The organism is Streptomyces sp. HmicA12 (assembly GCF_000373565.1).
Classification (GTDB): Bacteria; Actinomycetota; Actinomycetes; order Streptomycetales; family Streptomycetaceae; genus Streptomyces.
In genome coordinates, this window is record NZ_KB891800.1 from 220263 (window position 1) to 240935 (window position 20673).

The 20673-nt window shown below is 70.0% G+C and carries 17 protein-coding genes and 1 riboswitch; of the genes, 7 read left to right on the forward strand and 10 right to left on the reverse strand.

Translation table 11 applies throughout. From position 1 onward, the window contains the following. Window positions 1-113: 113 nt before the first annotated feature. From B072_RS0109325 to B072_RS0109340, 4 genes are read right to left on the reverse strand one after another with little or no spacing between them, the layout of a single operon-like run. A complete protein-coding gene (locus tag B072_RS0109325) occupies window positions 114-1835 on the reverse strand; it encodes a GAF domain-containing sensor histidine kinase (RefSeq protein ID WP_043243622.1) in 1722 nt (573 codons plus the stop codon). A 43-nt stretch (window positions 1836-1878) separates the two neighbouring features. Further along, complete coding sequence (gene cydD / locus B072_RS0109330; protein ID WP_018529669.1) at window positions 1879-5397, reverse strand: thiol reductant ABC exporter subunit CydD; 3519 nt, start codon at window positions 5395-5397, stop codon at window positions 1879-1881. 34 nt (window positions 5398-5431) lie between these two features. Then, window positions 5432-6436: a cytochrome d ubiquinol oxidase subunit II gene (gene cydB / locus B072_RS0109335; protein WP_018529670.1), complete on the reverse strand. Its 1005-nt coding sequence runs from the start codon at window positions 6434-6436 to the stop codon at window positions 5432-5434. A 13-nt stretch (window positions 6437-6449) separates the two neighbouring features. After that, entirely contained in the window at window positions 6450-8030 is a 1581-nt protein-coding gene (locus B072_RS0109340) for a cytochrome ubiquinol oxidase subunit I (RefSeq protein ID WP_018529671.1), read from the reverse strand. 247 nt (window positions 8031-8277) lie between these two features. On the opposite strand from B072_RS0109340, the gene B072_RS0109345 reads away from it, so the two are divergent. After that, on the forward strand, window positions 8278-8694 hold the full coding sequence (locus B072_RS0109345) for a cyclophilin-like fold protein (protein WP_018529672.1): 417 nt from the start codon (window positions 8278-8280) through the stop codon (window positions 8692-8694). 15 nt (window positions 8695-8709) lie between these two features. Here B072_RS0109345 and hisC read toward each other — a convergent pair whose 3' ends face one another. Beyond that, window positions 8710-9789 (reverse strand): histidinol-phosphate transaminase, encoded by a 1080-nt coding sequence (gene hisC / locus B072_RS0109350; protein WP_018529673.1) that lies wholly within the window; start codon window positions 9787-9789, stop codon window positions 8710-8712. A 369-nt stretch (window positions 9790-10158) separates the two neighbouring features. Here hisC and B072_RS0109355 point away from each other — a divergent pair, with 369 nt between their 5' ends. The 3 genes from B072_RS0109355 (at window position 10159) to B072_RS0109365 (ending at window position 13682) form a co-directional block, all read left to right on the forward strand. Further along, entirely contained in the window at window positions 10159-11271 is a 1113-nt protein-coding gene (locus B072_RS0109355) for a LacI family DNA-binding transcriptional regulator (protein WP_026245621.1), read from the forward strand. Window positions 11272-11528: 257 nt separating this feature from the next. Further along, on the forward strand, window positions 11529-12617 hold the full coding sequence (locus B072_RS0109360; RefSeq protein ID WP_026245622.1) for a metallophosphoesterase: 1089 nt from the start codon (window positions 11529-11531) through the stop codon (window positions 12615-12617). 183 nt (window positions 12618-12800) lie between these two features. Continuing rightward, window positions 12801-13682, forward strand: a complete 882-nt coding sequence (locus B072_RS0109365; protein ID WP_018529676.1) for a hypothetical protein — start codon at window positions 12801-12803, stop codon at window positions 13680-13682. A gap of 175 nt (window positions 13683-13857) precedes the next feature. On the opposite strand, the gene thiC is transcribed toward B072_RS0109365, so the two are convergent. Then, window positions 13858-15660, reverse strand: coding sequence for a phosphomethylpyrimidine synthase ThiC (gene thiC, locus B072_RS0109370; RefSeq protein WP_018529677.1), 1803 nt, complete (start codon window positions 15658-15660; stop codon window positions 13858-13860). Continuing rightward, window positions 15653-15809, reverse strand: a riboswitch (TPP riboswitch). Its footprint overlaps the gene before it by 8 nt. A gap of 71 nt (window positions 15810-15880) precedes the next feature. On the opposite strand from thiC, the gene B072_RS0109375 reads away from it, so the two are divergent. Then, complete coding sequence (locus tag B072_RS0109375; protein ID WP_018529678.1) at window positions 15881-17239, forward strand: YibE/F family protein; 1359 nt, start codon at window positions 15881-15883, stop codon at window positions 17237-17239. Between the two features lie 143 nt (window positions 17240-17382). Here the strand turns inward: B072_RS0109375 and B072_RS0109380 are convergent, their stop codons facing one another. The 4 genes from B072_RS0109380 to B072_RS0109395 form a co-directional block, all read right to left on the reverse strand. After that, the gene (locus tag B072_RS0109380) at window positions 17383-17850 is read right to left on the reverse strand and encodes an SsgA family sporulation/cell division regulator (RefSeq protein ID WP_026245623.1); all 468 of its coding nucleotides are present in this window, start codon (window positions 17848-17850) and stop codon (window positions 17383-17385) included. 100 nt (window positions 17851-17950) lie between these two features. Next, on the reverse strand, window positions 17951-18685 hold the full coding sequence (locus tag B072_RS0109385; RefSeq protein WP_324603822.1) for an IclR family transcriptional regulator: 735 nt from the start codon (window positions 18683-18685) through the stop codon (window positions 17951-17953). A gap of 231 nt (window positions 18686-18916) precedes the next feature. Next, complete coding sequence (locus tag B072_RS0109390) at window positions 18917-19135, reverse strand: DUF5326 family protein (RefSeq protein WP_026245624.1); 219 nt, start codon at window positions 19133-19135, stop codon at window positions 18917-18919. Window positions 19136-19301: 166 nt separating this feature from the next. Then, window positions 19302-19619, reverse strand: coding sequence for a cupin domain-containing protein (locus B072_RS0109395; protein ID WP_018529682.1), 318 nt, complete (start codon window positions 19617-19619; stop codon window positions 19302-19304). A gap of 72 nt (window positions 19620-19691) precedes the next feature. Between B072_RS0109395 and B072_RS0109400 the strand changes: the two genes are divergently transcribed. After that, complete coding sequence (locus tag B072_RS0109400) at window positions 19692-20069, forward strand: phage holin family protein (protein ID WP_018529683.1); 378 nt, start codon at window positions 19692-19694, stop codon at window positions 20067-20069. 9 nt (window positions 20070-20078) lie between these two features. Then, the gene (locus B072_RS0109405; RefSeq protein WP_018529684.1) at window positions 20079-20588 is read left to right on the forward strand and encodes a low molecular weight protein-tyrosine-phosphatase; all 510 of its coding nucleotides are present in this window, start codon (window positions 20079-20081) and stop codon (window positions 20586-20588) included. Window positions 20589-20673: the final 85 nt, after the last annotated feature.

Sequence of the window (20673 nt, forward strand, 5' to 3'; positions counted from 1 at the left end):
GCCGGGGGGCACGGAGCACCCCGGGGCGCTCCGGATCGGTCTCCGGCGCTCCGGATCGGTCCCGGGCACTCCGGATCGGTCCCGGACGCTCCGGAGCAGTAGGGCACTCCGGATCAGTACGGCGCCTGCCACACCACCGTCGTCCCGCCCCCGTCGTCCCCGAACCCGGGCCCGTACCAACTGTCGCCGCCGAGCGACTCGGCCCGCCGCTTGAGGTTCTTCAGGCCGCTGCGCCGCCCGCCTTCCGGGATGCCCACGCCGTCGTCGGCGACCGTGAGACGGACGCCCTGCTGCCCGTCGGGCAGGATCACGCCGGCGTCCACGAGGACGTCGATGTGGGCGGCCCTGGAGTGCCGGAACGCGTTCGAGAGGGCCTCCCGCAGGGCGGCGATGAGGTTCTTGCCGGTGAGTTCGCCGACGACCGTGTCGACCGGCCCGAGGAAGCGGTGCGAGGGCTTGAAGCCCAGGGGCACGGCCGCCATGTTGATCTCGCGCAGGACACGCGTGCGCAGCCCCGACGGCGCCTCCGCGGGTCCCTGCTGGAGCGCGAAGATGGCGGTGCGGATCTCCTGGATGGTGGTGTCGAGCTCGTCGACGGACTTGCCGATCCCGGCCTGCACCTCGGGCACGACGGACCGGCGCTGGGCGGTCTCCAGCATCATCCCGGTGGCGAAGAGCCGCTGGATGACGAGGTCGTGCAGATCGCGCGCGATCCGGTCCCGGTCCTCGAAGACGGCCAGCCGTTCCCGGTCGCGCTGCGCCTCGGCCATCATCAGCGCGAGCGCGGCCTGCGAGGCGAACTGGGTGGCGAGCGTCCGCTCCACCTCGGTGAAAGGCCGTCCCCCGCGCGCGCGGGGCGTCACCAAGGTCCCGAGGACCCGGCCGTCGCTCTGCAGGGGCAGCATCATGGCCGGTCCGTAGCCCCGCGCGAGGTCGGTCAGGATGCGCGGGTCACCTGCCGCGTCGTCGATGAAGACGGCCTGGCCGTCGAGGAGCTCGGAGACGATCTCGCTCTCCGGGGGAATGATCACGCCGAGCATGACGGAGGGCCCCTCCGAGGCGACGGCGACGATCTCCATGCCTCCCTCCTCCGCGGGCAGCAGCACGATCCCGGCGTCGGACTCGGACAGCTTGCGGGCCTGTTCGGCGACCACTTGGAGCGCGTCCTCGGCGTCGCCGCCGGAGAGCAGCGCGGTGGTCACGGCGACCGACCCGTCGATCCACCGCTCCCGCTGTCTGGCCGCTTCGTAGAGGCGTGCGTTGCCGATCGCGATGCCGGCCTCCGTGGCGAGTACTCGGACCATGTTCAGGTCGTAGTCGTTGAACTCGCCGCCGCCGCGCTTCTCGGTGAGGTACAGGTTTCCGAAGATCTCCCCCTGTACGCGGATGGGGACGCCCAGGAAGGTCCGCATCGGCGGATGGTGCGCGGGAAACCCGCACGAGCGCGGGTCGTCCGCGAGGTCCGCGAGGTGCACCGGGTCGGGGTCGTGGATGAGCGCGCCGAGCAGGCCCCGATGGCCGTCGGGCAGCCGCCCGATGCGCTCCGCGGTCTGCGCGTCGATGCCGTGGTAGACGAAGTCGGAGAGCCCGTCGCCGTCCTCGGAGACGACCCCGATCGCGGCGTACTCGGCGTCCGCCAGCTCGGCCGCCGTCTCGCAGATCCGGTCCAGCGTGGAGTGCAGTTCCAGGCCGGTCCCCACGGACCGCATCGCTTCGAGGAGCTGCGGCACGCGCGCGGTCAGCTCGGTCGACAGACCTTGAAGGCTGCGCGTGGCTTGGGTCGCCGCCTCCAGGGAGTCGGCGTCGGGCACAGCGGGGTCCGGGGGTGCTGCCATGCCCTTGAGCCTAGTTAGTCCTATTTAGCGAGGAAAGTCGGGGTCACTCTGCGAGCCCGGCTCCGGGCCCCGCCCCGACCAGCAGTTCCGCCGCGCCCTCCCGTTCCCGCATCCGCCGCAGCGGCCCGTCGACAGCGACCAGGTCGGCGTAGGAGCCGCGCTGCACGACCCGTCCGCCGTCGAGCACGAGCACCTCGTCCACGGCGTCCAGCCCGGCGAGCCGGTGCGTGATCAGCACGCTCGTCCGCCCCCGGGTGGCGTCCAGCAGATCCGCGGTCAGGGCGTCGGCGGTCTCCAGGTCGAGGTGTTCGGCGGGCTCGTCGAGCACGAGGACCGGGAAGTCGGCGAGCAGCGCGCGGGCCAGGGCGAGCCGCTGCCGCTGCCCGCCGGAGAGCCTCGCCGCGTGCTCACCCACGAGGGTGTCGAGCCCGTTCGGCAGCGCGTCCGCCCAGTCCAGGAGCCGTACGCGTCCGAGCGCGGCCCGCAGTTCGTCCTCGCCGGCGTCCTTCTTGGCGAGCAGCAGGTTCTCACGCACGGAGCTGTCGAAGAGGTGCGCGTCCTGGGCGCACAGGCCGACGAGACGTCGTACGTCGTCGCCGTCGAGCGCGTGCGCGTCCGTCCCGCCCAGCGTGTACGTCCCGCCGTCCGCGTCGAGGAAGCGCAGCAGCACCTGCGCGAGGGTGGTCTTGCCGGAGCCGGACGGGCCCACGACGGCGACCCTGCGGCCCCGCTCCAGCGTCAGGTCGACGCCGGCCAGCGCGTCCCGCGCCTGCCCCTCGTACCGGGCGACGAGATCGCGCACCACGAGCGGGAAGGGATCCCGCGGCGCCTGTGCGGGCCGCTCCGGCTCCCGTACGGGTTCGGGGGCGTCGAGGACCTCGTGGACCCGCTCGGCGCTCTTGCGGACCCGCTGCCGGTACTGCACGGCGAGCGGCAGGCCGAGCACCGCCTCGAACGCGGCGAGCGGCGTCAGCACGACGACCGCGAGCGAGACCCCGTCGAGCTGTCCGGCGCGCACGCCCTGGACGCCGACGAGCGCCGCCGCGGCCACGGTCAGGCCGGTGATCAGGGCGGTGAGCCCGTCGCCGAGCGCGGTCGCGGTGGCCGCGCGCGAGGCGATCCGGGTCAGCACGGAGTCGGCGGCGCGGGCGTCCCGCGTACGTCGCGGAAGGGCGCCCGCGACCGTCAGTTCCGCGGTGCCGGTGAGCAGTTCGGCCACCCGGGTAGCGAGCACGCCGCGCGCGGGGGCCAGCCTCTGTTCGGCGCGGCGGGCGACGGCTCCGGAGAGCAGCGGCACACCGACCCCGGCGAGGAGCAGTCCGGCGGCGAGCACGGCTCCGGCCGCGGGCAGCATCCACGCGGTGAACGCCACCGCTCCCGTGCCGACGAGTGCGGCGACCGACGCGGGCAGCAGCCAGCGCAGCCAGTAGTCCTGGAGGGCGTCCACGTCGGCGACGAGCCGCGACAGCAGATCGCCGCGCCGCTGGGTCCGCAGCCCGGCGGGGGCGAGCCGCTCCAGGCGCCGGTAGACGGCGACCCGGGTGTCGGCCAGCATCCGCAGCACGGCGTCGTGCGAGACGAGCCGCTCCATGTACCGGAAGAGGGCCCGGCCGATGCCGAACGCGCGCGTGGCCGTCACCGCGACCATCAGGTAGAGCACCGGCGGCTGCTGCGAGGCCCGCGAGATCAGCCAGCCTGAAGTGGCCATGAGGCCCACGGAGCTGCCGAGCGCGAGCGCGCCGAGCAGCAGGGCGAGCGCGAGCCGCGACCGGCGCGGCCGGGCGGCGGCCCGCAGCCGGGCCAGGACGTGCCCGTGCGCCGCCTCCGTGTCCCGCACCCCCCGGACCGGCTCGGCCGCCTCACGAACGGCGGTCGGCGCGGGAACCTCGGCGGACACGGCCACAGCGGCCCGGCCCGTCCGTGCCGTCCCCGGCGCCTCGATCCGCACCACCCGGTCGGCCACCGCGAGCAGCGCCGGCCGGTGCACGACGAGCAGCACCGTCCGGCCCACGGCCAGCCTGCGCACCGCCTCGACGATGCCCGCCTCGGTCTCGCCGTCCAGGGCGGCCGTCGGTTCGTCGAGCAGCACCACGGGCCGGTCGGCGAGGAACGCCCGGGCCAGCGCGAGCCGTTGCCGCTGCCCGGCCGAGAGCCCGGCCCCGTCCTCGCCGAGCACGGTCGCCGCGCCCTCGGGCAGCGCCTCCACGAACTCCAGCGCGCCGACCTCCCGCAGGGCGCCCAGCACCGCCGCGTCGTCGGCGTCGGGCCGGGCGAGCCGTACGTTGTCCGCGATCGACCCCGCGTACAGCTGCGGCCGCTGCGGCACCCACGCCACGCGCGCGTGCCACGCCTCCCGCGCCATGTCCGCGAGGTCGACGTCCCCCACGACGACCCGCCCGCTACAGGGACGTACGAAACCCAACAGGGCGCTCAGCAGCGTCGACTTGCCGGCGCCGCTCGGCCCGACCAGAGCGACGGTCTCCCCCTGGGCGACCTCGAAGGACACCTCCGACACGGCGTCCGAGGTCCGCCCGTCATGGCGGACGGAAACGCTTTCGAACCTGATGCCACCGCCCGAAGCGGCGCTCCGCGTGCCGGACTCGGGCAGCGGGGTCTCCAGCACGGCGAAGATCTCCTCCGCCGCCGCGAGGCCCTCGGCCGCAGCGTGGTACTGCGCGCCCACCTGCCGCAGCGGCAGATACGCCTCGGGCGCCAGGATCAGGATCACCAGGCCCACGTACAGGTCCATCTCGCCGTGCACGAGCCGCATGCCGATGGTGACGGCCACGAGCGCGACCGACAGCGTGGCGAGCAGCTCCAGCGCGAACGACGAGAGGAAGGCGATCCGCAGGGTGCGCACGGTCGCCCTGCGGTACTCACCGGTGATCTTGCGGATGGACTCGGCCTGCGCCTTGGCGCGGCCGAACACCTTCAGCGTCGGCAGGCCCGCGACCACGTCCAGGAAGTGCCCCGACAGGCGGGACAGCAGCCGCCACTGCCGGTCCATCCGGGACTGGGTGGCCCAGCCGATGAGCATCATGAAGACCGGGATGAGGGGCAGTGTGCCGACGATGATCGCCGCCGACACCCAGTCCTCGGTGACGATGCGGGCGAGCACCGCCACCGGAACCACCACCGCGAGCCCCAACTGCGGCAGATAGCGCGAGAAGTAGTCGTCCAGTGCGTCCACGCCCCGCGTCGCGAGCGCCACCAGCGACCCGGTGCGCTGCCCGCTCAGCCACCCGGGACCGAGCTGCGCGGCGCGCTCGAGCAGCCGCCCGCGCAACTCGGACTTGACCGCCGCGCTCGCCCGGTGCGCGGCCAGTTCGGTCACCCAGGACACGAGCCCGCGCCCGACGGCGACCACCGCGAGGAGCGTCAGGGGGGTGGCGAGCCGGTCCACGTCGAAACCGTGCTGGAAGGCGCCCACCACCACCTCGGCGACGAGCATCGCCTGAGCGATGACCAGGCCCGCCCCGACGGCGCCGAGAGCCACCACGGCGATCAGGAAGAGGCGAGTGGCCCGGGCGTACCGGAACAGGCGCTGGTCGATCGGTTTCACGTGAAACACACCCTCACATCAGGCGGGTTCGGGCTCAGTGCGCTTCGGCAGGAATGTGGTTCGTGCCGAGCCGCTTGCGGAACACCCAGTAGGTCCATGCCTGGTAGAGCAGGACCAGCGGCGTCATGATGCCCGCCACCCAGGTCATCACCTTCAGCGTGTAGGGACCCGAGGACGAGTTGTCGATCGTCAGGTTCCACGCCTCGTTGAGCGAGGAGGGCATGACGTCCGGCGCCAGGGCCAGGAAGATCGCCGCCACCACGGCCGCGATCGCGACTCCGGTGCAGGTGAACGCCCAGCCCTCACGTGCCTTGGCGTTCGTCACGAGGGTCCCCAGCAGTCCGACGACGGCGACGACCAGTGCCACGGCCGTCCACGCCGTACCGCGCTCGGCCTGGATCCAGACCAGCAGCCCGCCGCCGAGCAACAGGGTGGCCACGGCGGCCTTGGTGGCGAAGGCACGCGCCCGCGCCCGGATGTCACCGACCGTCTTCAGCGCCGTGAACACCGCGCCGTGCAGCGCGCAGATCGCGGTGAAGGCGAGGCCGCCGAGGAGCGCCTGCCAGGTCAGCAGGTCGGCGAACGAACCGGCGTAGTCCTGCTGGGAGTTGATGGGCACCCCGTTCACCATGTTGGCGAACATCGCGCCCCACAGGAACGGCAGCAGCAGCGAGCTGACGAACAGCACCAGTTCCCAGTTGCGCTGCCAGTTCTCCTCCGGCCGTTGGTGCCGGTACTCGAAGGACAGCACGCGCACGATCAGCAACAGCAGCGCGAGCACGAGCAGCATGTAGAAGCCGCTGAAGAACGTCGCGTACCAGACGGGGAACGCGGCGAACATGGCGCCGGCCGCGGTGAGCAGCCAGACCTCGTTGCCGTCCCAGACCGGCCCGATGATGTTGATCAGCACGCGCCGCTCGGTCCGGTCGCGCGCCAGCGTCCGCGTCAGGATGCCGACCCCGAAGTCGAACCCTTCGAGGAAGAAGTAGCCGGTCCACAGAACGGCGATCAGAAGGAACCAGAAATCGTTGAGGCCCATGGTGCTTCTCCTCTCAGTACGCGAAGGTCAGGGGCTTGTCGGCGTCGTCGTCGGAGTCGTTCGATCCGTCTGAGCCGCCACCGGAGGGCCCGCGCAGCTTCGGATCCTTGGTGGGCGGTTCCTCGTCCGTGTCGGGGCCCTGGATGGCGTACTTCTTCATCAGCCGGATGTTGATCCAGAACAGCACCCCGTAGAGCAGGGTCAGAGCGGTGAGCGAGAGCGCCATCTCGGTCTGGCTGACACCGGGGGAGACCGAGTCCGCGGTCTTGAACAGACCGAAGACGGCCCAGGGCTGACGCCCCATCTCGGTGAAGATCCAGCCGATGGAGTTGGCGATGAAGGGGAAGATCAGCGAGGCCATGCCGACCCGCCAGCCCCACTTGGTGACGGTCGGGCCCAGCGCCCTGTTCTTGGTGAGCATCAGCTTCGGGATCTCGTCCTCACCCCTGCGATGCTCCGGCGCCAGCCATCGCCTCTTGCGTGTCAGCCAGAATCCGGCGCCCGCGGCGACGGCCGCGGTGAGCCCGATGCCGATCATCAGGCGGAAGCCCCAGAAGGTGACGAAGATGTTGGGGACGTAGTCCTCGGCCTTGCCGCCGTACTTCTCGGCCTCGGCCTTGGCGGTCTCGTGGATGCCGGGGACACAGCTGGAGAAGTTGTCGTCGGCCAGGAAGGAGAGCAGGCCCGGAAGCTCTATCTCGACGGAGTTGTGGCCCTTGCTCACGTCGCCGACGGCGAAGATGGAGAACGGTGCGGGACATTCGGTGTCCCACAGCGCCTCGGCCGAAGCCATCTTCATCGGCTGCTGCTTGAACATCACCTTGGCCAGCGCGTCACCGGAGAAGGCGACCAGAACGCCCGCGATCATCGCCGTGACCAGGCCGAGCCGCAGCGAACTGCGCAGCGTGACGGTGCGCTTCGGGTCGACGTGCTCGCCGGCGTCCTTCTGCTTCTTGATCTTCCACAGGAGGTAACTGGCGATCCCGATCATGAATGCGCCGCCGGTCAGGAAGGCCGAGGAGATGGTGTGCGCGAACTGGACGACCGCGGTGTTCTGGAAGAGGACGTGCCAGATGTCGTTGAGGTGGGCCACCCCGGTCTTCTTGTCGATCTCGTAGCCGACCGGGTGCTGCATCCAGGAGTTGGCCGCCAGGATGAAGTAGGCCGAGGCCAGCGTGCCGATCGACACCATCCACATGCACGCGCAGTGGATCTTCTTGGGCAGCTTGTCCCAGCCGAAGATCCACAGCCCGATGAAGGTGGACTCGAAGAAGAAGGCGATCAGCGCCTCCATCGCGAGCGGGGCGCCGAAGACGTCACCGACGAACTTCGAGTAGTCCGACCAGTTCATGCCGAACTGGAACTCCTGCACGAGACCGGTTGCCACACCGATCGCGATGTTGATCAGGAAAAGCTTCCCCCAGAACTTCGTGGCGTGGAAGTACTTCTCCTTGCCCGTGCGCACCCATGCCGTCTCCAGGCCGGCCGTGAGCGCGGCCAGAGAGATCGTCAGTGGAACGAACAGGAAGTGGTAGACGGTGGTGATGCCGAACTGCCATCGCGCCAGAGTCTCCGGCGCCAGAGCCAGGTCCACTGCGTCTCTCCTTACATCGCTGTGGTCACAGCGGCAGTTTGCCCCTTTAATCCCACAAATCCCGGGAGGAACCGGGACACGCTTGTGAACGCGTTCACATTCACAAGCATTATGTCGTACTGACTGTCGGGATCCGAAGGGGGGTCCCCTTACTGCGAGGAACGCCACAGCGGCACGGAGGGAAGGGTTTCCGGGGCCCCGCGACAGGGGGTTCCGGAGAGCTTCAACATATTGTTGAATTCGTCGCATGCAGTCGACGCCCGAACAGCCTCGGACCCGCATCCGCATCTCCTGGCCGGCCGGACACATCACGGCGACGGTCGATGCCACACCGACAACGCAGGCCCTGCTCACGGCGCTTCCGCTCACCGCGACGGCGAACACGTGGGGCGAGGAGGTCTACTTCGACACGGGCGTCAGCGTCCCGCGCGAGGCCGACGCCCGGCAGGTCGTGGAGCCGGGCACGGTGGCCTTCTGGACGGACGGCGACGCCCTCGCCCTCCCCTACGGCCCCACGCCGATCTCGCGAGGCGACGAGTGCCGCCTCGCGAGCCCGTGCAATCTGCTCGGCCGGCTCGACGGGGACCCGCGGGCGCTCGCCACCGTGCGGGGCGGCGACCCGATCCGCGTCGAACTCGACCTTGAACAGAGCTGGTCTTTCTGAGGTCTTTCTGAGGGCCTAGAGCTCCTTGCGGAACGCCTCCGCGGCCTGCAGGAAGATGTCGTTGGCCTCGGTCTCGCCGATCGTGGCCCGCATCCCCTCACCGGCGAACGGCCGCACGACGACGCCGGCCGCCTCGCATGCCGCCGCGAACTCCATGGTCCTCTCCCCGAGGCGCAGCCACACGAAGTTGGCCTGCGTCTCGGGCACGGTCCAGCCCTGCGCCCGCAGCGCGTCGACGACCCTGGTCCGCTCGGACACCAACGAACCGACGCGGCCGAGGAGTTCGTCCTCCGCCCGCAGCGAGGCGACCGCCGCGTCCTGCGCGAGCTGGCTCACGCCGAACGGCACGGCCGTCTTGCGCAGCGCGGCCGCGACCGGCTCGTGGGCGATGGCGAAGCCGACCCGCAGCCCCGCGAGCCCGTAGGCCTTCGAGAAGGTCCGCAGCACCGCCACGTTCGGCCGGTCCCGGTAGATCTCCACACCGTCGGGCACCTCGGCGTCGCGGATGAACTCCCGGTACGCCTCGTCGAGCACGACCAGCACGTCGGAGGGCACCCGGTCGAGGAACCGTTCCAGTTCGGCCCGGCGGATGGCGTTGCCCGTGGGGTTGTTGGGATTGCAGACGAAGATGAGGCGCGTGCGCTCGGTGATCGCGTCGGCCATGGCGTCGAGGTCGTGGTCCTCGTCCGGCGTGAGCGGCACCTTCACGGACGTCGCACCGCTGATCTGCGTGATGATCGGGTACGCCTCGAAGGACCGCCACGCGTAGATGACCTCGTCACCCGGGCCGCTGGTCGCCTGGAGCAGCTGCTGGGCGACGCCCACCGAGCCGGTGCCGGTCGCCAGATGCGTCACCGGCACGTCGAAGCGGTCGGCCAGTTCGTTCATCAGCCCGGTGCAGGCCATGTCCGGGTAGCGGTTGAAGGTCCCGGCCGCGGCGATCGCCCGCTCCATGACGCCGGGCAGCGGGGGATACGGGTTCTCGTTGGAGGACAGCTTGTACGCCACCGGCCCTCCGGCGGCGGCCGGCTTGCCCGGCACATAGGCGGGGACCCCCTCCAGCTCGGCGCGCAGCTTGGGGTTCGTCTCGCTCACCGCAGTCCTCCTTGTGACCCACCGTTCCAATACTGCTCACCTTAAGAGGATTCGCCGCCCGCCCCAATGGGCGGGGACTCATCGGCCTCACGAAGGCGTACGAAGCAAGGGGGGCGCTCCTTGCCCTGGCGCGCGCCGGTGGCTCACGCCGTGGCGCGCATCACCCGTGAAGGTGAGTTGAGACCTAGTCGCAACATCGTCGACTTGGCAGGCTCATGCGTGACGACAAGTGACGTATCAGAGTTCCGACCTCCAACTCTCCTACATTCCAAGGTCATTGACGCTGCATCACCTTGCAGAAACGTGCCTGTCAACCCCGGCATATGCGCCCCCGCAATGCAGCCGCATGAGCCCTACTATCGGCTCGCCATGACAGCAGCAGGGAAGCACCAGGTGAGCCGGGCAGAGACGACCCGCAGAGGTACCCGGCCGGGCCGGGCCGGCATCAGAGACGTTGCCGCCGCCGCCGGGGTCTCGATCACGACTGTCTCCGACGCACTCAACGGCAAGGGCCGGCTCCCCGACGCCACCCGACGCCACGTCCGCGAGGTCGCCGACCGGCTGGGCTATCGCCCTTCCGCGGCTGCCCGAACCCTCCGTACCGGCAAGTCGGGCCTGATCGGCCTGACCGTGACGACGTACGGGGATGAACCTTTCACCTTCACCGAATTCGCGTACTTCGCGGAGATGGCGAGAGCCGCGACCTCGGCCGCGCTCGCCCGCGGCTACGCCCTTGTCATCCTGCCCGCCACCTCACGCCACGACGTGTGGTCGAACGTCGCCCTCGACGGCACCGTCGTCATCGACCCCTCCGACCACGACCCGGTCGTCAGCGAGCTGGTCCGCCAGGGCCTGCCCGTCGTCTCGGACGGACGTCCCGCGGGCACCCTGCCCGTGACCGCCTGGGTGGACAACGACCACGAGGCCGCCGTGCTCGGCATCCTCGACCACCTCGCCGAGGCCGGCGCCCGCCGCATCGGCCTCCTCACGGGCACCACCACCGACACGTACACCCATCTCTCCACCTCCGCGTATCTGCGCTGGTGCGAGCGGATCGGGCAGGAACCGGTCTACGAGTCCTACCCCGCGCACGACCCGTGCGCGGGCGCCGTCGCCGCCGACCGCCTCCTCGCCCGGCCCGACCGCCCCGACGCGGTCTACGGCCTCTTCGATCCCAACGGCACGGATCTGCTCGCCGCGGCCCGCCGCTACGGGCTCCGCGTCCCGGAAGACCTGCTGCTCGTGTGCTGCAGCGAGTCGAACGTGTACGCGAACACCGAGCCGCCCATCACGACGCTCTCGCTCAAACCGCGGCGCATCGGCACGGCCGTCGTCCAGCTCCTCATCGACGCCATCGAGGGGGTCGATTCGGACCTTCCGGTCGAGCAGGTGATACCGACGGAACTCATCGTGCGGACCTCGTCCCAGCGCCGCCCGTCCCGCACGACCGTCAGCCCGCCCCGCTCCCCGAAGCGGGGGTGACCCTCCTCGCCGCTCCCTCGGCGCCCCGCGACCCCGCGGGACGCCGAGGGACGCCGAGGGATTCTCAGGAATCCACGAGGAAAAGTCCGCACCAATTCGGGAGAAATCCGTGGCGAACAGCCCCCCGTCACCGATTCACCACCCCTGGTGCATCACACAGCGCGAGCCGCATTCCTATGATGGGCGCACGACACCGCGGGCCGCTGCGACCAGGCAGTCCGATCCGGTGCACAGGCGGCGCAATGGTGGAGGGGTCGATGACTCAGGGGGCCGGTCAGGGACCCGCAGCGCGCACGGAGACGCTGCGCGATTTCCGCGTTCCCGCGTACGTCCATGACGTACCGGCGAACATGGTGCCGACCGAGCCAGCCCCCGGCGCGGAGGATCCCGGTACGGAGAGCCCCGAGGGGTACCCCGACGGCTACACGCCGACCGAGCGGGACCTGCCCGTCATCAGCCGGGGCGACGCCGTCCAGGTGCAGGGTGAGGTCGCACAGCCCGATCCGCAGACCTCCGAGGGGCCGGGACCGCTGTTCGTCGTCGGCGACGTGCACGGCTACCTCGACGAGCTGGTCGCCGCCCTTCAGGAGAAGGGCCTGATCGACGCCGAGGGCAACTGGGCGGCGGGCACCGCGCGCCTGTGGTTCCTCGGCGACTTCACCGACCGCGGGCCCGACGGGATCGGCGTCATCGACCTCGTGATGCGGCTGTCCGCCGAGGCCGCGGCGGCCGGCGGCTACTGCAAGGCGCTCATGGGCAATCACGAGCTGCTGCTGCTCGGCGCCAAGCGGTTCGGCGACACCCCCGTCAACTCGGGGGCGGGCACCGCCACCTTCCAGGCGGCCTGGCTGCTGAACGGCGGGCAGAAGTCCGACATGGACCGCCTCCAGGACGTCCATCTGCAGTGGATGTCCCGGCTCGACGCGATCGAGCTGGAGGACGAGCACCTGCTCATGCACTCCGACACCACCGCCTACCTCGACTACGGCGACTCCCTCGAGGCGGTCAACGACACCATCCGCGAGACGCTCACGCGCAACGACGCGGACGAGTGCTGGGACCTGTTCCGCAAGTTCACCAAGCGGTTCGCGTTCCGGGACGAGGAGTCGGGACCGGGTGCGGTGGGCGAACTGCTCGGTGCCTTCGGCGGCAGGCGTGTCGTCCACGGCCACAGCCCGATCCCCTACCTCCTCGGCCAGGTCGGCGGCGAGGACAGCGACGGCGAGGACAGCAGGCCCCCCGTCGAGGGACCTCATGTGTACGCGGGCGGACTCGCCATCGCCATGGACGGCGGCGTGACCATGGCCGGAAAGCTGCTGGTCCAGCAACTGCCCATGGATATCTGAGAGTTGATCGGGCAGACGCGGTAAACGGAGGATTCGGCTGGCCGCAGGGCCAATTTCCGGAAACCCCCTGTCACCGCGTGCCGTGACAGCTCTACCATCGGTTTATCCGTAGCAGGCTCCCCTCCGTTTCTGCCCGACGGCTCGTACCCATGCGGGCCACCAAGCCCTACGGAGCATCGGGGGATGCACATGAACAGCGCTCCGCATTTGCTGAACGAGGACCGCCCCGAGTTCGAGCGGATCCTCGATGAGGCGCTGCGTACCGCACCCAATCGGCCTGATCTCGCCGCCGTGGGCCAGCGGCTCAACCCCGAACAGTTGCGCACCATGGCGCTCAACGCCGCCGCATTGATCAGCGCGGCGGCGGCCACGGAGTACCAGAGTTACGTCACGGCCCGCGAGGAACTGCGCACCGCCCCGCGGCCCCGGCCACTCCACGAAGGAGGCTCCTCCAGCACGGCCCCGGAATCCGGCAGCGGCGGCAACCCGCTGGGTTTCGCCGCCACCGTGAGCGAGGTCGCGGAGACGACGGGTCCCGGCATCGCCGCGGTCGCCGTCGTTCTCTTCCCGGTCCTCGCCGGGACGGCCGCAGCGATCTTCCTGCTGGTCGGCTACATCCTGAAGATGCTCAACCCACCGCCGGACTTCGCCGGCACCCTGCTGGCCGCCGGCTGGGTCTTCGGCGCACTCACCGCGGCGGGCATCCTCGTCGCGGCGGTGTGCCTGCTCCTGACGGCTCTGCGCAACGGAGCCACGTCGCTGCAGGCCGGCGCGAACGGCGAGTCCAACGAGGAGGTGGCGCGGGCCAGGGAGATCTGGGCCAAGGCGCTGCTCGAGCGCGGCATCCTGCCGTTCCTGCGGGAGGCGCTCGCACAGCCGTCCGCGGGTGGCTCGCTCGGCACCGGCCGGGCGGGCTCCGTCGGCCGTATGCCTCAACTCGGCTACAACAAGCCGGGGTTCAGCAGCCCGGACGGCGGCGGGACCGCCACCGGGCAGCGCGCCGGCTACTCCAGTCCGGACTTCACCAGCCCGGACTTCGGAGGCCCCGAGCACCAGCCGGACTGACACTCCGGCGGGACACGGGACCATGACCTCGGCTCGGGGTGCGGGTGCGCGTCCCCGGGCCCTGGGTCATGCCCGGACATCTTCCGTCACGGCGCGGAGCGGGACGTCCCCGGCCCGAAGCGGCCCCGGACGCGGCGCCCGGGGCCCGGCCGAGGAGTCGGCCCGTACGTCGGGGTCAGTCGGCCATGGGGAGATAGACCCGGTTCCCGCTCGCCGCGAACTCCTTCGACTTCTGCTCCATGCCCGCCTCGATCTCGGACTTCTCCGCGAGGGCCGTGCCGTGCTCGCGCCGGATGTCCTGCGAGATCTTCATCGAGCAGAACTTCGGGCCGCACATCGAGCAGAAGTGCGCGGTCTTCGCGGGCTCGGCCGGGAGCGTCTCGTCGTGGAACTCCCGTGCCGTGTCCGGGTCGAGGGCCAGGTTGAACTGGTCCTCCCAGCGGAACTCGAAGCGGGCGTCGGACAGCGCGTCGTCCCACTCCTGTGCGCCCGGGTGCCCCTTGGCGAGGTCCGCGGCGTGCGCGGCGATCTTGTACGTGATGACGCCGGTCTTCACGTCGTCCCGGTTCGGCAGGCCCAGGTGCTCCTTGGGTGTGACGTAGCAGAGCATCGCCGTGCCCCACCAGGCGATCATCGCGGCGCCGATCCCGGACGTGATGTGGTCGTAGGCCGGGGCGACGTCGGTGGTCAGCGGGCCGAGCGTGTAGAACGGCGCCTCCTCGCAGATCTCCTGCTGGAGGTCGATGTTCTCCTTGATCTTGTGCATCGGGACATGGCCCGGGCCCTCGATCATCGTCTGGACGTTGTGCCGCTTGGCGATGGAGTTGAGCTCGCCGAGCGTGCGCAGCTCCGCGAACTGGGCCTCGTCGTTGGCGTCCGCGATGGAGCCGGGGCGCAGGCCGTCGCCGAGCGAGTACGTGACGTCGTACGCCGCGAGGATCTCGCACAGCTCCTCGAAGTGCTCGTAGAGGAAGCTCTCCTTGTGGTGCGCGAGGCACCAGGCGGCCATGATCGAACCGCCGCGCGAGACGATGCCGGTCTTGCGGTTGGCGGTCAGCGGGACGTACGGGAGGCGGACCCCGGCGTGGACCGTCATGTAGTCGACGCCCTGCTCGGCCTGCTCGACGACCGTGTCCTTGTAGATCTCCCAGGTCAGTTCCTCGGCCTTGCCGTCGACCTTTTCGAGGGCCTGGTAGAGCGGCACGGTGCCGATCGGGACGGGGGAGTTGCGCAGCACCCATTCGCGGGTGGTGTGGATGTTGCGGCCGGTGGAGAGGTCCATGACGGTGTCGGCGCCCCAGCGGGTCGCCCACGTCATCTTGTCCACCTCCTCCTCGATGGACGAAGTGACCGCGGAATTGCCGATGTTGGCGTTGACCTTCACCAGGAACCGCTTGCCGATGATCATCGGCTCGATCTCCGGGTGGTTCACGTTGGCGGGCAGCACGGCGCGACCGGCCGCGATCTCCTCGCGGACGACCTCGGGCGCGACGTTCTCCCGGAGGGCCACGTACTCCATCTCCGGGGTGATCTCGCCCCGCCTGGCGTACGCGAGTTGGGTCACGGCCTGGCCGTCGCGGCCGCGGCGCGGCTGGCGCGGGCGGCCCGGGAAGACCGCGTCGAGGTTGCGCAGTCCGCCGCGTGGCGAGGTGTGCTTGATGCCGTCGTCCTCGGGGCGGACGGGGCGTCCCGCGTACTCCTCGGTGTCGCCGCGGGCGATGATCCAGTTCTCCCGCAGCGGGGCGAGACCCCTGCGGACATCGGTGTCGACGGTCGGATCGGTGTACGGGCCGGAGGTGTCGTACAGCGTGACCGACTGCCCGTTGGTGAGATGCACCTGACGGACCGGCACCTTGAGGTCGGGGCGCGAGCCCTCGGGGCCCGTCACGTATCCCTTGTGCCAGCCGATGGACTTCCCGGCCTCTCCAGAGCTGTCGCCCTGGTCGGAGGCAGGCGTGCGTGCGTCCGTTGTGGTCATGAGACCTACTCCCTACGCCGGCATTACCCGGTAACAGGTTCGGCGGTCGACGCAGCCGTCTTCGTCCTGCCTGTTTCACGTGAAACAGGTCGTGCGACGAAGGTCAGCGCCCTCTCAGCCCGGTGCTCCGAGCTCCCGCGTGTGCAAAGGTGCCTCCACGCTAGCGTCATCCCGGACGCGTTGAACAGAGGGCCCCTGCCGTTCTTGCGATGATCGGGCGGTGACCACGACCCAGCAGCCCCCGCCTCCGCCGTCCCAACCGCCCCACGGCAACGGCCCGTCCGGGACCGGGCACGGCCACTCCCACAGCCATGGACCTGCCGCGCCCGTCTCGAAGCATCTGCGCAAGGTCATCGCCGCGGTGCTGATCCCGTTCTCCGTCGCGGTGGTGGTCGGCCTCGCGGTGCTGTGGCCCGGCGGAGCCCCGCCGCACGAGCGCACCGGAGTCGGCTTCGACCGGCAGACGCAGCAGGCCACGGTGACCAAGGTCGAGAAGGTCGCCTGCTCGTCCGTGAACGCCTCGGGAGACACCCCGACCGGCGACACCTCCACCGCCGAGGGCTCCTCCGCGCAGCAACAGGCCACCGGTACCTGCGAGAACGCGACGATCCGGGTCGACAGCGGCAGGGACAAGGGCCGCACGTTCACGGAGGTCGTCCAGCCGGACTCGCCACGGCAGTTGCACGAGGGCCAGACGGTGATCGTCTCCTACGCGCCCGACGCCCCGGAGAATCTGCAGTACTCGGTCTCCGACGTGAACCGCAAGATCCCGATGGCGCTCCTCGCCGGAATCTTCGCCCTGGCCGTGGTCGTGGTGGGCCGACTGCGCGGCGTCATGGCGCTGGTCGCGCTCGCGGTCAGCTTCCTCGTGCTGACCTTCTTCATCCTGCCCGCGATCCTGCAGGGCTCGAATCCCCTGGTGGTGGCGGTCGTCGGAGCGAGCGCCATCATGCTGATCGCGCTCTACATGTGCCACGGCCTGTCGGCACGCACGTCCGTCGCCGTGCTCGGCACTCTCGTATCGCTGCTGCTGATCGGCCTGCTGGGCTCGCTGTTCATCGGCTGGGCCGCGCTGACCGGCAACACGGACGACAACACCGGCCTGATCCACGGCCTGTACCCGCACATCGACATGAGCGGCCTGCTGCTCGCGGGGGTCATCATCGGCTCGCTCGGTGTGCTCGACGACGTGACGGTCACCCAGACGTCGGCGGTCTGGGAACTGCACGAGGCCAATCCGTCGATGGGCTGGCGCGGCCTGTACCGCGCGGGCATCCGGATCGGCCGCGACCACATCGCGTCCGTCGTCAACACCCTGGTCCTGGCCTACGCGGGCGCGGCGCTGCCGCTGCTCCTGCTCTTCTCGATCGCGCAGAGCAGCGTGATGGACGTGGCCAACAGTGAGCTGGTGGCCGAGGAGATCGTCCGCACGCTGGTCGGCTCGATCGGCCTGGTGGCCTCTGTGCCGGTGACGACCGCGCTGGCCGCCCTGGTGGTCTCCGCCGACCGTCCGGGGTCCCACGGGCCCGTACAGGCCGCTCCGGTACGCAATGGCAGAGGCCGGCGGCGCAAAGCGTAGGACGTAAGCGCCGAGCCGGGCGGAACTGCTCGGGTGCACCGCACTGCTGAAGCGTTACGTCATGATCGTGCCGGGCCGATGCGGATCGACGCCCGGGCCGAGGGCCGAGGACAGGGGCCGACTCGGCACAGGGCCGTGGGAATTCAGCCCGCGCTCTGCTCCTCGGCGAGGATCCGGTCCAGGGCCTCGTCGAGATCGGCCTCGAAATCGGCGAGAGCCTGCTCCTGACCGAGCGGTACGAGCTTGTCCGTACGGTCGAGGAACGCGATGAGCGGGGCGACCCCGGCCCGGAACAGCGCCTGATCGCTGCCGACCTGGAGCCTGATGTGCACCTCGCCGGGCATCTCGCCCGCGCCCCCGCCGTCGGCCCGCTCCACGGGGGAGACCCGGACATCGCCGTCACCCGCCGCGCCGTTGACCCCGTCGACGAGTAGCTCCCGGCCGAACGCCCAGGTCACAGGCGCGTCTCCGGGGAGATGGAAGGTAAGCCGCACGGCGTACGGATCAGTGGACTCGTAGCGGAGCTCCACCGGAATGCGGAACGAGAGCTCCTCGGAGACGAGGAAGCTCATCATGATTTCTGCTTGAACTGCTTGTACCGACTCGCGCATCGCCTACCCCGTCAACTTGCCGTCGATTGGCCAGGAATGACCTTCCTGACACTGCTCGCATCTTGCTCAACGTGCACATGGGATCACAAGGAGTGAGTTTTCAGATGCTGATAGAGAAGGCGAGTGTCCCTACGAGCTTTCCGATCTCCCTCTGCAACCGACGGGCAGCGGGAAGCAGCTTCTCGGACTGACGGGAAGGGAGAGAAATGGCCAAAGTTGCGGCGGCCGAGCCGACGGTGATCGGGAACGCGGCGCAGGCCGTGCCGAGCGCGTACTCCTGGCGCTCCATGACGGGCTCCATGCGGCCGAGCGTGCCCAGCTTGCGCAGCAGGGCCCGGTCGTCGCGCACCGAGTACGGGGTGATGGACCGGGCGGGATAGCGGGCGAGGTGGTCCCGGCGCGCTTCCTCGTCGAGCTGGGAGAGCAGGCACTGGCCGATGGCGTGGGCGTGACCGGTCTCACGGAAGTCGGCCCACTCCTCGACGGCAGGATTCCCCGGGGTGTCGGCGACGGCGACGACCTCGATCTCCCCCTCGCGGTAGACCGCGAAATAGACGGGGACACCGAGCGTGTCGCGCCAGTGCTCCAGCGCTTCGGTGATCATGCTGCGACGTTTCTGCTGCGCTCCGCTGCTGCTCAGACGCTCGGCGGCATCGCCGAAAACGAAGACGCCCTTCTCCTTGCGGAGGTATCCCTCGTGGGTGAGTGTGCGCAGCAGGTGGTAGGCCGTGGGCAGGGCGACACCGGCCTCCCGCGCGAGTTGCTTGGCGGGAGCGCCTTCGTCGTGCGAGGCGACCGCCTCGAGCAGACGCATGGCTCTTTGGACCGAGCCGATGAGCGTCGTCTGCGGAGAGGCGGATACGGGGTCAGCCGTGGCCAAGGTTCACTCCCGGTGCACGTGGGTCCCCCCGCGTACCCGGGGCTCACGGGGGCAAAGCCGTCGGATTCTGGACTTTAACCCTTGGCCACCGCTTGGCGCGGGCCCGGAACGGAAACTTCCCCCGGTCGTGCGAACCGTCTCACGGCACAACCACCGCACCCCGCGCGGCATTTCGTGCCCCGCGTCTCACCAATCGCCGCCACGCGAGGACGAGGACCCCGTCATGAACTTCCGTACCAGGTAGATGACTCCGCCGACCAGGGCGGCGAACACCAGGATCTTGAAGAGCAGGTAGACGACGAAGCCGACGATGCTGGCGATCAGCCCGCCGAACACGACCAGGGCGATGACCGGCACCGCGACCCACTTCACCCACCACGGCATGCCCTCGAATATCTCCCGCACCGTCATCGCTCCTTCTCCGTGTCCCGCACCGGGACTCCTCCGCCGCCCCTTGTCGGGACTCTTCTGACTTCCTGCCTTCGATGCTGGCACGTCGAAGGCGCGAACAGGGCTCCGCGAGCCCTTGTCCTCCCCTGACCCGCCCCCTAGGGAACCCCGGGGTCCGGGGTCAGCTCTCCGGCGGAGAGAACACCACGAGCACCCGCAGATCCTCGCTGATGTGGTGGAACTTGTGGGCGACCCCGGCCGGGACGTACACCACGCTGCCTCGTCCGACCTGGGTGGTCTCCATGCCGACGGTGATCGAGGCGCGGCCGCTGACCACCAGGTAGACCTCGTCCTGCTGGTGCGGCTGCTGCGCGTCGTGCTCCCCCGCGTTCAACGCGTACAGCCCGACCGACATGTTCCGTTCGCGCAGGAACTGCAGATACGCGCCGTCGTTGGCGACGCGTTCCGCCTCCAGTTCGTCCAGCCGGAATGCCTTCATCGACCTCGTCGTCCCCACTGTCCACGCTCGTCACCGGCCATGTCACCGGCCTCGTCTGCCACGATCAGACACATGATGAATTTCGTAGTCAAGACGATCGCCAATGCCGGCGCCCTGGCCGTGGCGGTGGCGGTGCTCGACAAGATCACGCTGACCGGGGACAGCACGCCCAAGAAGATCGGCACGCTGATCGTCGTCGCGCTCATCTTCGGTCTGGTCAACCTCCTCGTGAAGCCGATCGTGAAGGTGCTGACCTTCCCGCTCTTCATCCTCACGCTGGGCCTGATCACGCTGATCGTGAACGCCCTGATGCTGCTGCTCACCTCGTGGCTCGCCGACAAGCTGGACCTGAGCTTCCACGTGGACGGCTTCTGGACCGCGATCCTCGGCGGCCTGATCATCTCGGTCGTCTCCTGGGCGCTGAACGTCTTCCTGCCCGACAACGACTGAGCCGCCGCGATGACCACCACCCCGTTCCGTGTCTGTTTCGTCTGCACCGGCAACATCTGCCGCTCGCCCATGGCCGAGCACGTCTTCCGTTCGTACGTCGACGAGGCGGGGCTCGGCGGCCTCGTCGAGGTCGACAGCGCGGGCACGGACGGCTGGCACGAGGGAGACGGCGCCGACCCGCGCACCGTGCACGTGCTGGAGGAGGGCGGCTACACGAGCGGTCACACGGCCCGTCAGTTCCACCGCGACCGGTTCGCCCGGCTCGACCTGGTGATCGCGCTCGACGCCGGCCATCTGCGCGCCCTGCGGCGGATGGCGGCGACGCCGGAGGACGCCGAGAAGGTCCGGCTGCTGCGCTCGTACGATCCCGCGGCCGACGGCGACCTCGACGTCCCCGACCCGTACTACGGCGACATGGACGGCTTCGAGGAGTGCCTGAAGATGGTCGAGGCGGCGAGCGCCGGGCTGCTGGACGCCGTGCGCGAGGCGGTGGAGGGGCGGGCCACACCGGCCACCTAGTACCGGTCTACGTACAACGAACGGTCCGAGCCTCCCCCCTCGTGGCTCGGACCGTTCTCGGTTCTGCGCGCGAAGAACCGCGCAA